Source organism: Capnocytophaga cynodegmi DSM 19736 (assembly GCF_000379185.1).
Taxonomy (GTDB): domain Bacteria; phylum Bacteroidota; class Bacteroidia; order Flavobacteriales; family Flavobacteriaceae; genus Capnocytophaga; species Capnocytophaga cynodegmi.
This window is the reverse complement of the sequence record NZ_KB900715.1, coordinates 1-15,040: the sequence shown is the minus strand read 5'-3', so window position 1 is coordinate 15,040 and position 15,040 is coordinate 1. Positions and strand designations below refer to the sequence as shown.

The 15,040-nt window shown below is 35.5% G+C and carries 10 protein-coding genes; 5 read left to right on the top strand and 5 right to left on the bottom strand.

All coding sequences use genetic code 11. The features are described 5' to 3' along the window. The first annotated feature begins 6 nt into the window (after positions 1-6). Together YW9_RS0105340 and YW9_RS0105335 are read left to right on the top strand one after the other, a co-directional pair. A complete protein-coding gene (locus tag YW9_RS0105340) occupies positions 7-2,196 on the top strand; it encodes a glycoside hydrolase family 97 protein (protein WP_018279161.1) in 2,190 nt (729 codons plus the stop codon). 219 nt (positions 2,197-2,415) lie between these two features. Beyond that, positions 2,416-2,670: a GlsB/YeaQ/YmgE family stress response membrane protein gene (locus YW9_RS0105335; protein WP_018279160.1), complete on the top strand. Its 255-nt coding sequence runs from the start codon at positions 2,416-2,418 to the stop codon at positions 2,668-2,670. Between the two features lie 82 nt (positions 2,671-2,752). Here the strand turns inward: YW9_RS0105335 and YW9_RS0105330 are convergent, their stop codons facing one another. Next, positions 2,753-5,170, bottom strand: coding sequence for a YfhO family protein (locus YW9_RS0105330; RefSeq protein WP_018279159.1), 2,418 nt, complete (start codon positions 5,168-5,170; stop codon positions 2,753-2,755). Positions 5,171-5,256: 86 nt separating this feature from the next. Continuing rightward, positions 5,257-6,417 (bottom strand): THUMP domain-containing class I SAM-dependent RNA methyltransferase, encoded by a 1,161-nt coding sequence (locus tag YW9_RS0105325; protein ID WP_018279158.1) that lies wholly within the window; start codon positions 6,415-6,417, stop codon positions 5,257-5,259. 514 nt (positions 6,418-6,931) lie between these two features. Here YW9_RS0105325 and YW9_RS0105320 point away from each other — a divergent pair. The 3 genes from YW9_RS0105320 to thrA all read left to right on the top strand — a co-directional run bounded on the left by YW9_RS0105320 (position 6,932) and on the right by thrA (position 11,728). Then, the gene (locus YW9_RS0105320; protein WP_018279157.1) at positions 6,932-8,206 is read left to right on the top strand and encodes an O-acetylhomoserine aminocarboxypropyltransferase/cysteine synthase family protein; all 1,275 of its coding nucleotides are present in this window, start codon (positions 6,932-6,934) and stop codon (positions 8,204-8,206) included. A 127-nt stretch (positions 8,207-8,333) separates the two neighbouring features. Beyond that, on the top strand, positions 8,334-9,299 hold the full coding sequence (locus tag YW9_RS0105315) for an alpha/beta fold hydrolase (protein WP_018279156.1): 966 nt from the start codon (positions 8,334-8,336) through the stop codon (positions 9,297-9,299). Between the two features lie 11 nt (positions 9,300-9,310). Continuing rightward, entirely contained in the window at positions 9,311-11,728 is a 2,418-nt protein-coding gene (gene thrA, locus YW9_RS0105310; protein ID WP_018279155.1) for a bifunctional aspartate kinase/homoserine dehydrogenase I, read from the top strand. Between the two features lie 87 nt (positions 11,729-11,815). Here thrA and YW9_RS0105305 read toward each other — a convergent pair whose 3' ends face one another. The 3 genes from YW9_RS0105305 to YW9_RS0105295 form a co-directional block, all read right to left on the bottom strand. Further along, positions 11,816-12,898, bottom strand: a complete 1,083-nt coding sequence (locus YW9_RS0105305; RefSeq protein WP_018279154.1) for a bifunctional 3-deoxy-7-phosphoheptulonate synthase/chorismate mutase type II — start codon at positions 12,896-12,898, stop codon at positions 11,816-11,818. 82 nt (positions 12,899-12,980) lie between these two features. After that, positions 12,981-13,820: a prephenate dehydrogenase gene (locus tag YW9_RS0105300; RefSeq protein ID WP_018279153.1), complete on the bottom strand. Its 840-nt coding sequence runs from the start codon at positions 13,818-13,820 to the stop codon at positions 12,981-12,983. A gap of 37 nt (positions 13,821-13,857) precedes the next feature. After that, on the bottom strand, positions 13,858-14,685 hold the full coding sequence (locus tag YW9_RS0105295; protein ID WP_018279152.1) for a prephenate dehydratase: 828 nt from the start codon (positions 14,683-14,685) through the stop codon (positions 13,858-13,860). Between the last annotated feature and the right edge of the window lie 355 nt (positions 14,686-15,040).

The window sequence follows — 15,040 nt, the reverse complement described above, 5'->3', positions numbered from 1 at the left end:
GCATTTATGAAAAAATTATCCATTATTTTGGCGTTAATTACGACAATGTCAATTAATGCACAACAATCTTTAAAATCTCCTGATGGAAATTTACTTCTGAATTTTTCCATTCAAGGAGGAAAACCTCAATATTCTCTGAATTACAAAGGGAAGCAAGTTATCAAACCAAGTTTTTTGGGATTAGAACTCAAGGGCGAAAACAAAATGGAGTTCGGTACAGAAATCAACAGAAATGATAGCAATGCTGAAAATTCTTTATATGATAACTTCAAGTTGGTTTCAAGTAACACTTCTACTTTTGATGAAACTTGGGAGCCTGTTTGGGGTGAGGAAAAGCAGATTCGTAATCATTATAATGAATTAGAAGTGTCTTTGTATCAGGAGGTTACAGATAGAAAATTGATTATTCGTTTTCGTTTGTTTAATGACGGATTGGGATTTCGGTATGAATTTCCTGAGCAAAAAAATCTAATTTATTTTGTTATTAAGGAAGAAAAAACGCAATTTGCGATGTCTGAAGACCTAACTGCTTTCTGGTTAGCAGGTGATTACGATACTCAGGAATATGATTATACTACTTCTAAGTTGTCGGAAATCAGAGGTTTGCATAAAACTGCAGTGACTTCAAATGCTTCACAAAAAGTATTTTCCGAAACAGGTGTCCAAACTCCATTGATGCTGAAATCAAATCAAGGAAAATTGTACATCAATATTCACGAAGCCGCATTGGTTGATTATTCAGCTATGAATTTGGATTTAGATGATTCTAATTTCGTATTTCAAACTTGGCTTACACCTGATGCACAAGGAAATAAAGGGTATATTCAGGCTCCTTCTCAATCACCTTGGAGAACGATTGTAGTAAGTGATGATGCACGTAATATATTAGCTTCTAAGCTTATTTTAAATTTGAATGAACCTTGTGCAATTGAGGATACTTCTTGGATTAAGCCCGTTAAATATATGGGAGTTTGGTGGGAGATGATTACAGGAAAAAGCTCTTGGGCGTATGCCGATGTGCCAAGTGTACAATTGGGGGTTACTGATTTCTCAAAATTAAAACCTAATGGAAAACACGCAGCTAATAATGAAAATGTAAAAAAATATATTGATTTTGCTTCAAAACACGGATTTGACCAGTTGTTGGTAGAAGGTTGGAACGTAGGTTGGGAAGATTGGTTCGGAAAGTCAAAAGATTATGTGTTTGATTTTGTAACTCCTTATCCTGATTTTGATGTAAAAATGTTAAATGAATACGCTCGAAGTAAAAATATGAGACTACAAATGCATCACGAAACTTCGAGTTCTATCCGAAATTATGAACGTCATTTGGATAAAGCCTATCAATTTATGGTAGATAATGGTTATAATTCTGTGAAAAGTGGTTATGTAGGTGATATTATTCCTCGTGGAGAACATCATTATGGACAATGGATGGTAAATCACTATTTGTACGCCATTAAAAAAGCTGCTGAATACAAAATTATGGTCAATGCTCACGAATCAGTTCATATGACAGGATTACACAGAACCTATCCTAATCTATTAGCACAAGAATCGGCTCGTGGTACGGAATTTCAAGCCTTTGGAGGAAGTAAGCCTAATCATACTACCATTTTGCCTTTTACTCGATTGATGGGAGGTCCTATGGATTATACACCTGGTATTTTTGAAATGCAAATCAGTAAATTAAATCCAGAAAATAATTCGCACGTAAATACAACTTTATGTAACCAATTGGCTTTGTATGTAACAATGTACAGCCCTTTGCAAATGGCAGCAGATTTGCCTGAAAATTATGAACGTTTTTTAGATGCTTTTCAATTTATTAAAGACGTTGCAGTGGATTGGGATAGAAGTATTTACTTAGAAGCTGAACCAGGAAAATACATCACTGTTGCCCGAAAAGCAAAAGGTACAAATAATTGGTTTGTTGGAAATGTGGCAGGTTATGAGCGTTTTAATTCAAAAATAAAATTAGACTTTTTGGATTCAAATAAACAATATATTGCTACTATCTATAGTGATGCTCATAATGCAGACTATAAAACCAATCCACAGGCGTATACTATCCGTAAAGGAATTGTTACATCAAAAACGAAGTTAAATCTCACTTCTGTTCCAGCAGGAGGATATGCAATTAGTATCACTGAAGTAACTGATAAAAGTCAGTTGAAAGGACTAAAAAAAATGTAATTTGCTTTATAACTGCAATTTATAATTTTAAGAATGATTTTAGACTTAAAAGATGTTGATTTTCAGTATCTTTGTTTCTAAAATCATTTTTTATTGAAATATAAATGATTATCTAAAATTAGCTTTTTTTACTATTTTTAAACTGTTTTTTGCAACAAAATTTGTATATTTCGATTATTTTTTTTATATTTGTGAAAATTAATAAAAAAAATAAAATTTATGGGCATTATTGCAACACTTGTTATTGGAGCCATCGCAGGATGGTTAGGAGGGACTATCTATAAAGGTAGTGGATTAGGACTTATTGGGAATATCATTGTTGGTATTCTTGGAAGTAGTGTAGGTTCTTGGCTTCTAGGGGGTGTATTTAACATTTCGCTTGGAGAGGGATGGATTGGTTCTATCTTAACAGGAGCTATCGGAGCTATTGTTATCTTATTTTTAATAAACTTGATATTTAAAAAGAAGAAATAATTAGGAATTTATAATTAATATAAAGAGCGGATATTTTTGATATCCGCTCTTTATTTTTTAACAAAGGAGTATACTCTATGACTTATTTCAAATTTTGTTTTTTTGCTCTGATTTCCCAAAAAACACCTCCCAAAAGTAACAAAATTAGCAAAATATTTCCGATTAGTGAAATTCTACTTCCTGTTTTAACTACTTCAGGTTCAAATTCAAAAACAATTGTATGTTTCCCAGCAGGAATAGGCATTCCACGTAGTAAGTAATTTACGCGATAGTATTCGTTCTCTTTTCCGTCAATAGTTGCTTTCCAGCCGTGAGGATAGTGCATTTCCGAGAAAACAGCAAATCCTGAGTTTTTGTTATCACTTTCATAAACCAATTTATTTGGTTGATAGCTCTTTAGTGAAATTGTGGTTGTGCTATCAGTTACAAATTCAGGTTTTGTTTTGAAAGAAGATTTGGCGTTGTCATCAGTCAAAATGATAGCCTCTTCTTTAGGATTAAATTTAGTGAGATTTGCCATCATTTCGTCATTAGTTTTGACAGTTTTCAACTTAGAGACAAACCAAGCATTTCCTAAAGCATCTTCATTTTGCATCGGACGTATTTGTCCCTTTTCGTCTTTAAGCAATACATATTTTACATTGAGCATATTAAGAACTTCCATATTTCCTTTAATCTGATAGTCAAATAATTCTTGCAATCTTTTTGGTTTGGCTGCGTGATATCCTCCGATAGAATGATGGAAATACGAAGTTCTGGCTCCGTTAATTCCTACTTCAGGTTCATACACACGAAAATAGGACTCATCTTCAAGTATTTGAGTGTCTGCTTGTGTAGCTTGGAAAGGTTGAAGCATTTGACGAGCTTGAACAAAATCGGAACTGTTTACATATCGATTTGCGACTCCTCCCAAATCCAGAATGATGAGAAGCAGCAAAGCGAGTTGCATTCCCCATTTTGGTATTTTCGAATTTTGATATAGAAATAATGCTAATGCAGTTAATAAAATGAAGAAGAGAGTTCTTAAAACATCTGATGTATAGATAGATTGGCGGTCTTCCATAATCATTGCCATAACTTCTTTTCCGTAGTATTTTTCATAAAGAGCGTCTGTCGTGGCTGTAAAATCGAAAAATCCTTTTGCTAAAAAAAGTAGTAATAAAATTCCCAAAGAAATATACAATGAATAAAGTAAAGGCTTTTTATTTTCTTCAGCTGTATTTTTCAGAAATTGATGCAAACCGAGCATCGCCAAAATTGGCACACACAATTCTAAAATCACTTGAATGGACGATACCGCACGAAATTTGTCATACAACGGAAAATAACCAATCATAAGGTCAGTTAAGAAACCGAAATTTTTTCCCCACGAAAGCAATAACGCCATAATAGTTCCACCTAAAAGCCACCATTTTTTGTAGCCTTTTACCAAGAATAAAGATAGTACAAAAAGGAAAAATATAACCGCTCCGATATAAGCAGGAGCAGCAACTATGGGTTGGCTACCCCAATAGGTAGGAAGTGCATTAGCAAAATCAAGAGCTTGTGAAGAAGGTACTCCTTGTTTACTTAAAAATTGATAGGTGTGTGAACTTTCTCCCAAAGCCTCATTGTTAGAACCTCCAAATAATCTTGGAACAATTAAATTGAGTGATTCTGCAATTCCGTAGCTATATTCTGTGATGTATTCTTTTGATAATCCGCTATTTGCTTTAGGGTTTCCATCAGGGGTGATTGTTAGTTCGGATTTTCCTCTTGTACTCCATTGAGCATATTCTTGTGTAGCCAATAAAGAGGTAGCATTGGAAAGTAGACTCAGAATTACTGCGACTAAGAGTACGCCTGATGATTTTAAAAAGTGAGGAATAGTTTTATTTTTTATCGATTTATATAGCATAAATCCGCCCAAAATAAGCACTAAAAGCATCAGATAATACGTCATCTGGAAGTGGTTGGCGTTAATTTCAAGAGCCAGAGCCAGAGCCGTGAGTAACCCTCCCCAGAAATATTTTCTGTTGAAAACAAGTAGAATACCTGCTAAAATGGGTGCAAAATAGCCAATTGCGTGTGCTTTTGCATTATGCCCAACGCCCAGAATAATAATCAAATAGGTAGAAAAACCAAAAGCAACTGCACCTAAAAAGGCAGTTCTTATATCAACTTTTAGCGTTAGTAACAGAATGTAAAATCCTATGAAATAGAGGAATAAATAATCAGCTGGACGAGGTAAAAAACGAATAGCTTTATCTAATTTTTTGATAAAATCATACGGATAATTTGCTCCAAGTTGATATGTTGGCATTCCGCCGAAAGCACTATTTGTCCAGTACGATTCTTCTTTCTCGGAAGCTCGAAAATCATTACGTTCCTTCGCCATTCCCGTGTATTGTACAATATCGCTTTGGAAGATGGCTTTTCCTTGTAAAACAGGATAAAAGAAAGCTAACGAAATAACAATAAATAGCCCAATGGCTATGAAATGAGGTATTAATTTCTTCATTTTTAAAAACTTTACCCTGCGAAAGTAATTAAAAAAAAGGAATCCTAAAAATTATTCTTTTAGGATTCCAGAAAGTTCGTTTTATTTTACTGATTGTATTTTCCTTTTTTGCTTCCTTCGTACATTTTGTAGTTTAGGAGTCGGCTTTCTAATTTTCCATTGAATAATTTGATTTTCCTCGAAGGACGAAGTCCCACATATTTTAAAGATTCCAAGTTGGAAGTGATAAACCAAGCATCTGTATTTGGATAATTGTTTTTCAATGTATTACCGATAGATTCGTAAAATTTTGGAATATCAATTTGCAAACGTTCATTATATGGAGGATTGAAAACCATATGCAAAGGAGAATTTTTGTTTTCTTTCTCGCTTTCAAAGAAATTTTTTTGTTTTATTTCAATATAGTCGGAAAGATTAGCGTTTTTTAGATTTTCTTTAGCTTTAGCCACTGCCGATGGAGCTTTGTCATAACCTACAATAGAATAATGAAATTCACGAGTTTTTTTCAAACAACTATCAAAAATTGTTTCAAACAAATCAATATCGAAATCGTTCCATTTTTCAAAAGCAAATTCTTTACGATGAATATTTGCAGGAATGTTACAGGCAATCATTGCTGCTTCTATAAGAAAAGTACCACTCCCACACATCGGGTCGAGAAAGTCCGACTGACCATTCCAACCACTCAATAACAAAATACCTGCTGCCAACACTTCGTTGATAGGAGCAATGTTGGTGGCTGACCGATATCCTCTGTGATGTAATGAAGCTCCAGAGCTATCTAAAGAGACGATGACCTCATTTTTTTGGACGTGAATATGTAGTTGTAAATCAGGGTGTAGTGTATCCACATTAGGGCGTTTTCCTGTTGTGTTTCGAAATCTATCCACAATAGCATCTTTGGCACGTAAGGCTACATATTGTGAATGATTGAAAAGTTCTGTTTGCAGAGTTACAGAAATAGCAAAAGTTTGTTTTACATCAAAATATTTTTCCCACTGAAAATCATATAATTTTTGATAATAATCTTTTTCATTGCGAACGAAAAATTTATGAATTGGTTTTAGAATTTTTAACGCAGTTCGTAAACAAAGGTTTGCCTTGTACATAAAGCCTTTATCTCCTTCAAACGAAACATTTCTTACGCCTTTTTGTACATTTATAGCACCTAATTTTAGTAGTTCAGTAGCTAAAATGTCTTCAAAACCAAAAAAGGTTTTAGCTAACATTGGATAGTTTTTTTCCATAAGAATACAAATATGAGTGCAAAGATAAGTTAAAAAATTAATTGAGATACTTGGTGGGATATAATCTGTACAACGAATGTACATTTTTTGATACAAATATGCCGAAACTTAAAAGATATGAAGTTTCAGAATATTTTTTATAACTTCAGACTACAAAACAATTAATGTAAGTTTATCAAATTGATTTTTTAGTTGTGTGTTCAGGCGTATAGTTATTTTTTTAATTATGCTCTATTTGTGATAAAAATAACTTTAAAAAGTAAAAAATATAGAATTATTTTTTGTTTAATATAAAAAAGTGTTTATATTTGCACCGTTAAAAACTGATGTGATGAAAAAATATACTTTTAAAATGATGTCTATGATGATGTGCGGAGAAAATTCGGCAGAGCTATTCGTTTTGTAAAGTGAAATATAAAACTTGAATAAAACCTCTGCTTATGTAGAGGTTTTTTTGTATCAAAGAAATAGAAAAATCTTAGTTAATTATAAATTGTAAAAAAAAGAAGAAATTATGAGTAAATTTAAACCAGCTACACAGGCACTACACGCAGGATATGATGTTAAACAACACGGTGGAAACAGAGCTATCCCGATTTATCAAACCGTTTCGTATGTTTTTGAAAATAGCGATCAAGCTGCTGCCCGATTCAACCTTTCGGAAAGCGGATACATCTACACCCGATTGAACAACCCTACCAACGATATTTTGGAACAACGTCTGGCAGCTTTGGAAGGAGGCGTTGGGGCGGTAGTTACTGCATCAGGAACGGCGGCTCTTTCTACCACATTTTTGACTCTATTACGGGCAGGTGACCATATTGTTTCGTCCAATAGTTTATACGGAGGAACCTACAATTTGTTGAATGTTACGTTGCCACGATTGGGTATCACGACTACTTTTGTTGACCCACAAAATCCGCAAAATTTTGAAAAAGCAATTCAAGAAAATACCAAATGTATTTTTATCGAAACTTTAGGCAACCCAAAATTAGATGTGCTTGATATTGAAGCTATTGCCAAAGTAGCACAAAAGCATAATATTCCGCTAATTGCTGATAATACAGTAGCATCTCCTGCTCTACTTAATCCGATTAAATATGGAGCGAATATTGTAATCCATTCATTAACAAAGTATATTGCTGGAAATGGAACGGCACTTGGTGGAGCTATCATTGACGGAGGAAACTTTGATTGGAGTAGCGGAAAATTTCCTGAATTCACCGAACCTTCAGCAGGTTATCACGGATTAGTTTTGCACGAAGCCTTAGGAAACTTGGCTTTCATCGCTAAGGTGAGAATTGAGGGGCTTCGTGATTTTGGAGCTGCACTTAGCCCGTTTAACGCTTTTCAAATTCTTCAAGGTTTGGAAACGCTGGAAATCAGAATAAAACGACATAGCGAAAATACTTTAGCTTTGGCAAAATGGCTTTCACAGCAACCCGAAGTAGCTTGGGTAAATTATCCAGGTTTGGAAAATAGTTCATATAAATCTTTAGCGGACAAGTATTTACCTAACGGACAAAGTGGTTTGCTAACTTTTGGATTGAAATCAGGGTATGAAGGAGCGAAAAAAGCGGTGGATAATGTTAAAATCATTTCTCTTTTGGCGAATTTAGGTGATACCAAATCGCTGATAATTCATCCTGCAAGTACTACACATCAGCAACTTAGCGAAGAATCACAACAATTAACGGGAGTAACCCCTGATTTGATTCGTCTTTCTGTAGGTTTGGAAGATATCGAAGATTTAAAAGCTGATTTAAAGGCTGCTTTTACAAGTAATTAGTGTTAGGTGTTGGTTATCAGTTGTATTTCTGATGTCAAGATATAGATTTCTTGCTCGAAAGTTTTGTAACTGCCAGAAATTCAGTTGAAAAAGTATCCATTAGTGTATGAAATCTAAAAATTAAAAAATGTCAAGCCTTCCTTACATAGAAATATCGAATTTTGAAACGCTTTCGGGAGGAAAATATTCGAAAATTCACTTGCAGTATCAAGTTTTTGGAAAAAAATTAGGAGAAGCCCCTCTAATAGTGGTCAATCACGCACTTACAGGAAATTCGCAAGTTACGGGCGAAAATGGTTGGTGGAACGAGGCTGTAGGCAAGGGGAGACCTATTGATACTGAGCAGTATAGTGTTTTGGTTTTTGATATTCCAGGTAACGGATATAAAAATTCATTTTTTATTGAAAATCCAAAAGAGTGGATAGCACGTGATGTGGCTCGGCTTTTTTTACTGGGGCTGAAAGCGTTGCATATTGAACAAGTTTTTGCTCTTGTCGGGAATTCAGTGGGTGGAGGCATCGCTTGGGAAATGATTGCTCTTGCCCCCAATTTGTTCGGTCATTTGATAGCAGTAGCAACCGATTGGAAATCATCGGATTGGATCATTGCAAATAGCCTCATTCAAGAGTCTATTTTACAAAATTCAGCCAACCCATTGCACGACGCTCGTTTACACGCAATGCTTTGTTATCGTTCTCCTCAATCCTTCAAAATGAAGTTTGAACGTAGTTTTAATCTTGAGAAACTACCGCTTCGTAATGTAGAAACTTGGCTTTTGCATCACGGCGAAAAATTGGAAAAACGTTTCACACTTTCCGCCTATAAGCTTATGAATCAGCTGGTAAAAACAATTGATATTGCTGAAGGAAGAACGAGTTTTGAAAGTGTAATGAAAGACGTTCAGACAGAAATTCACATCATTGGCACAAATTCAGATTTGTACTTTGTTCCTGAGGAAAATCGGCAGACTTATGCTGTTTTACAGAAAATGGGTAAGAAAGCCACCTATCACGAAATCGATTCCATTCACGGACACGATGCGTTTTTGATTGAATATCAGCAGTTAGATAAAATTTTAAGAACTATAATTTAAGAATCAATACAATGAAAATATTAAAATTTGGAGGAAAATCATTGGCTAGCGGCAAGGGGCTGGAAACCGTGCTTGAAATCGTTGAACAAAAAATAAAGAAAGGCGAACACATTGCTTTGGTAGTTTCAGCACGAGGAAACGCCACAGATGATTTGTTAGCGATATTGGAAAGAGCTACCTCAGGAGAGTCATATCTTCCTATTTTTGAAGATTTTAAAACCTATCAAAAAGTCTATGATTTGGATTTTCCAGAGGAATTTGCCTTACTTGAAAAACTTTTTGAAGGGGTTTCGCTTTTAGGAGATTACAGCGATAAAATCAAAGACCAAATCGTGGCTCAAGGCGAAATTATTTCGGCAAAATTGGTTACTTATCTTCTTGAAAAGAGAGGAATTAATGCTGTTTTTGTAGATAGTAGAAAACTTCTGGTAAGCGACGACCATCCTGGAAACGCCCAAGTAAAGGAGGCAATTTCTCAGCAGAAAACCCAAACTTTTTTTGAGCAACTTCCTAAGAGGGTAGTAGCGGTAGTCACTGGATTTATCGCAGCAACCGAAAAAGGCGAAACCACTACTTTAGGACGTAACGGAAGCAATTATTCAGCGGCTTTATTTGCGAATTTTCTCCAAGCGGAAGAATTACAGAACTTTACACACGTGAATGGGATATATACGGCTAATCCTGATTGGGTTTCGGAGGCTCAAATCATTCGTCATTTATCCTATCAGGAAGCTAATGAATTGGCAAATTTTGGTGCTACGATTCTACACGCCAAAACAATTATTCCGTTGATTTCCAAAGGTATTCCACTTCGTATTCTCAATACGTTTAACGCTGATGATGCTGGAACATTGATTCATTCGCAAACCGCTGAAAAAGGCATACGTTCGTTATCGGTTTTGGAAGGAAATGCGTTGATAATTCTCGAAGGAAGAGGATTGCTAGGACAGGTTGGGGTTGATGCTCGGATTTTCAGAGCTTTAGCACAACGCAATATCAGTGTGAGCATCATTTCTCAGGGTTCATCGGAGCGTGGAATTGGTTTTTTGGTGGCAAATCAACATGCTGAAAAAGCCAAGAAAGCTTTGGAGGAAGAGTTTGAGTCCGACTTTTATACCAAAGATGTAAGTGAAGTTTCTGTGGTAAAAAATGTGGGAGTAATTTCTATCGTGGGACAAGATATGGCAACTTTTCATAAGCCTTACAATGCGTTGATTCGCAATCAAATAACTCCACTTCTAATCAATAATGCCGTCACTGGAAATAATGTGAGCGTGGTAGTGTATAATCATCAGTTACAGAAGGCTTTGAATGTTATCCACGGCGAAATTTTTTCGATTTCAAAACGATTGAATTTGGTGATTTTCGGAAGAGGAACCGTAGGCGGAACACTTGTGAAGCAAATATTTGACGCTCAGGAATCTATATTGTCAAGAAAAAACATTAGTTTGCGAATTGTTGCGGTGGCAAATTCGAGCAAATGCCTTTTCAATCCGAAGGGAATTACTTCTGATGAATATCAAAATTTTGAAACTCTCGGTAAACAATATCAACTGGAAGACATCTTCAATTTTGTTAAAAAACATCATCTTGAAAATTTGATTGCAGTAGATGCAACTGCAAGTAAAACATTTGTAGAAAATTATATTCCGCTCATTGAGAATGGATTTGACTTAGTTTCAGCAAATAAAATAGCCAATACGGTTTCATACGATTTCTATCAGAAATTAAGACAAGTACTTAAAGATAATCAAAAGCAATACTTGTATGAAACCAATGTTGGAGCAGGGCTTCCGTTGATTGACACCATTAAATTACTGCACCTCTCGGGGGAAAATATTACACGTATTAAAGGGATATTTTCTGGAACACTTAGTTATTTGTTCAATACGTTTTCGGAAGGCGACCAACCTTTCAGTCAGGTGCTTCAAACCGCTATCGATAGTGGCTATACCGAACCTGACCCGCGTGAAGACCTTTGCGGAAATGATGTCGGACGAAAATTGCTTATTCTTGCCCGTGAGTTGGATTTGGAGAATGAATTTGATGAAATAGCTATCCAGAATTTAATTCCTGAGCATTTACGTCAAGGAAGTGTAGCTGATTTCTTATCTCGGTTGAATGAATTTGATGTTGAATTTCAAGAGATTAAGTGGAATCAAGAGCCTAATCACGTTTTGAGATATGTGGGTGACCTGCACGGAAATTTGAGTCAAACTCAAACTTCTCGTCTTGAAGTGAAGCTGGTTTCCGTTCCCAAAGAAAGTGTGTTGGGGCAAGTAAAGGGAGCCGATTCTATTTTTGAGATTTATACCGAATCGTACGGAAATCACCCTATTGTAATTCAAGGAGCTGGAGCCGGAGCCGCCGTAACAGCACGAGGCATATTCGGAGATATATTACGACTGGCGGAAAGGGATAGAAACTAGAAGAAAATGTATTATAAAAAAACAAACTGCTTGAAAATACATATTTCAAGCAGTTTGTTTATGATAGAGTCAGATTACGAAAATAACTTACCCTTTTATAATTCTCTCTTGTCGGTTGATAGATTCTTGATGGATAGCTTTGAACAGGTGTGTTATGAATTCTTCACTGAGTCCGCGTTGCTGTCCTTCCAAAATCATTTTTCCTAAAAGGGCATACCAACGTGAATTTTGAAGTACAGCAACGTTCTTCTCCTTTTTAAGTTTCCCGATATTATCTGAAGCGGTCATTCTCTTTTTTAGTAAATCAAGAAGTTGGTCGTCCAAAACATCGATTTTTGAACGCAATTCGCTAAGCTGACTTTGGTAATCTTCTTCCGAGGTGGTTTGTTTACGAATTCGCAAATCTTTCATTATCTGAACCAAAGTTTCGGGGGTAACTTGCTGAGCAGCATCACTCCAAGCTTGGTCGGGCGAAATATGCGTTTCAATCATTAAGCCGTCAAAATTCAGGTCAAGAGCAGTTTGTGAAACGTCAAAAATCATATCACGTTTGCCCGTAATGTGTGAAGGGTCGCAGATGAGCGGTAATTCTGGAAATTTATTTTGAAGTTCGATAACTAACTGCCATTCAGGAATATTTCGGTATTTTGTCTTTTCATAAGTAGAAAAACCACGATGAATGACGCCCAGATTTTTGATTTCCGCTCGTTGCAGACGCTCCAAAGCTCCAATCCAAAGTGGTAAATCAGGGTTTACAGGATTTTTTACCAAAACGATTTTATCGGTATTTTCCAATTCGTCGGCAATTTCCTGAATAATAAACGGACTTACAGTAGAACGCGCTCCAATCCAAAGCATATCAATGTCGTGTTCCAACGCTAATTTTACGTGGTCTTTGTTGGCGACTTCGGTGGCAACTTTCATTCCTGTTTCTTGCTTTACGCGCTGTAACCACTTCAAACCCAAAGCTCCCACACCTTCAAACATTCCTGGACGTGTACGAGGTTTCCAAATTCCTGCCCGAAAATAATTCACATCGGTATCTTTCAATTGATGGGCAATTTTTAATACTTGTTCTTCGGTTTCGGCACTGCAAGGACCTGCAATCACCAAAGGATGTGATAATTGCAAATCAGTTAACCATTTTTTATTTTCTGCTGTTATTTCCATAGGTTTCAAATGTATTGTTGTTTTTGAATTTTTATTTTGTAATCTGAAATTCAGTTGTTTATATGTAAAATAAAAGAAAAATCTATTTTAAAATTTTCTTGATATAATTGATTTCTTTGATTGTTTTTCGGATTTTTTTGTCTTCTTGGTTTTGAATAAGTATTCTGAATTCTTCTAGATTTTTGATGTATTCATCAAGGGATTTTAGTACGTTTTCTCTGTTTTCCAGAAAGATAGGACACCACATTGCGGCATCGCTCTTGGCTAATCTCACGGTGGAGGCAAACCCTGTACTTGCCAAATCAAAAATGTTTTGTTCATCTTTTTCTATTTCCAGAACGGTTTTTCCGAGCATAAACGAACTCACGTGTGATAGGTGCGACACGTAAGCCGTGTGGCGGTCGTGGGCTTCGGGCGATAGTATTTTGATTCGCATATTCAGCTTTTGAGCGAATTCAATTGCCTTTTCTACCAGATGTTTATCGCTTTTTTCTGTCTCACAAAAAACCATCACTTTGTGGTCAAACAGATTGTAAATTGCTGCCTCTGGACCTGAAAATTCCGTTCCTGCCATTGGGTGACTTGCTACAAAATTTTTTCTGTTTGGATGATTTTCAACAGATTTGCAAATACTTCCTTTCACTGACCCCATATCCATAACTACGGTTTGCTCACCTGCGTAATCGAGGGCTTTTTGTAATACTTTGGGGATAATATCTACTGGCACGGCCACAATTACTATATCCGCATTTGTGATGTGGTTGTAATCGACTATTTTATCTATGATGTTTAAAGCCAATGCTTTTTGTGCATTTTCGGCATTAGCATCAATTCCCAAAATTTGGTATCCGCAACGTTTGCGAAGCTCAAGAGCCATTGACCCTCCGATAAGTCCTAAACCGATAATGACTGCTGTTTTCATATTTTGTAAATGGGTTGATTTTTCTACTTAGAATGAATTATATCAATGCATTTTTATAAACTCCTAAAACTTTAAAATCTTCTGCCATAATGGATAATAATTTCTCTGCTTTTTCAAAATCTTCATAATTTTCAAATACAATATCCACAAAAAAGGCGTATTTCCAAGGAGTTTCAATCACAGGAAGTGACTGAATTTTAGTCATATTTATTCGGCAATCGCTGATTACATTCAGAACGGTGGCGAGGCTTCCGCGTTTGTGGTGCACTTGAAATTTTAAAGAGGCTTTATTAACCTGATTTCGGTCGATTTTTTCCTCTTTTGTGGTCAGTATTACAAAGCGAGTGGCATTGATTTTCATCGTTTGGATACTATGGCGAATAATGTTCAAATTATACAATTCTGCTGCTGATTTTGAGCCGATTGCACCAATTCCTAAAAGTTGTTTTTGATGAATACGTTGGGCGGTACTTGCCGTATCGGTATCTTCAACCAATTTGATATGTGGGTAATTTTCAAAGAATTGTTTACATTGTAGTAGAGCCATCGGGTGAGAGTGAACCTCTTTAAGGTCATTGAGGTCTTGCCCTGAAAGAGCCATCAAATTTTGCTGAATATCAATGTAATGCTCTCCAATAATATTGAGCTTCAATCGGTCAATAAGAGCATAATTAGGCAAAATGGAACCTGCTATGCTATTTTCGATAGCCATTACCCCCAAATCGGCTTCATTCTTAAGCAAACTTTGGGCTACTTTGTCAAAGGAGTCGCATTCCATAATCGTAATTTGATTGCCGAAATATTCCTGAGCTGCCTGATAATGAAACGACCCTTTTATTCCTTGAATTGCTATTTTTTGTTGCATATCTTAATTGATGATATCAAAACATAAAAAAAAGCCCCGCTATTACCCGAGACTTTTCATTGTTTAACCTTAAAATTTATTTATATTACTATATTTACACAAAGCCTCGATTTTTATTTAGAAAAATAAAAATAATAAAAACCGAAATATGTGTTGTTAATTGTCATTAAATTTGATATAAATGTTCCGCAAAGGTAAGAATTAAATTGTAAAACCAAAGTTTTTTTCAGAAAAAATAAAGCCAAATTTCGAAAGTAAGCAAAAAGCTGTAATATACACATTATAAGCTACTTTATTTTTTATCAGGGAAATATTGGAAAGCAAGGAATAAGGTAATTTGACGGATAAAAACAAA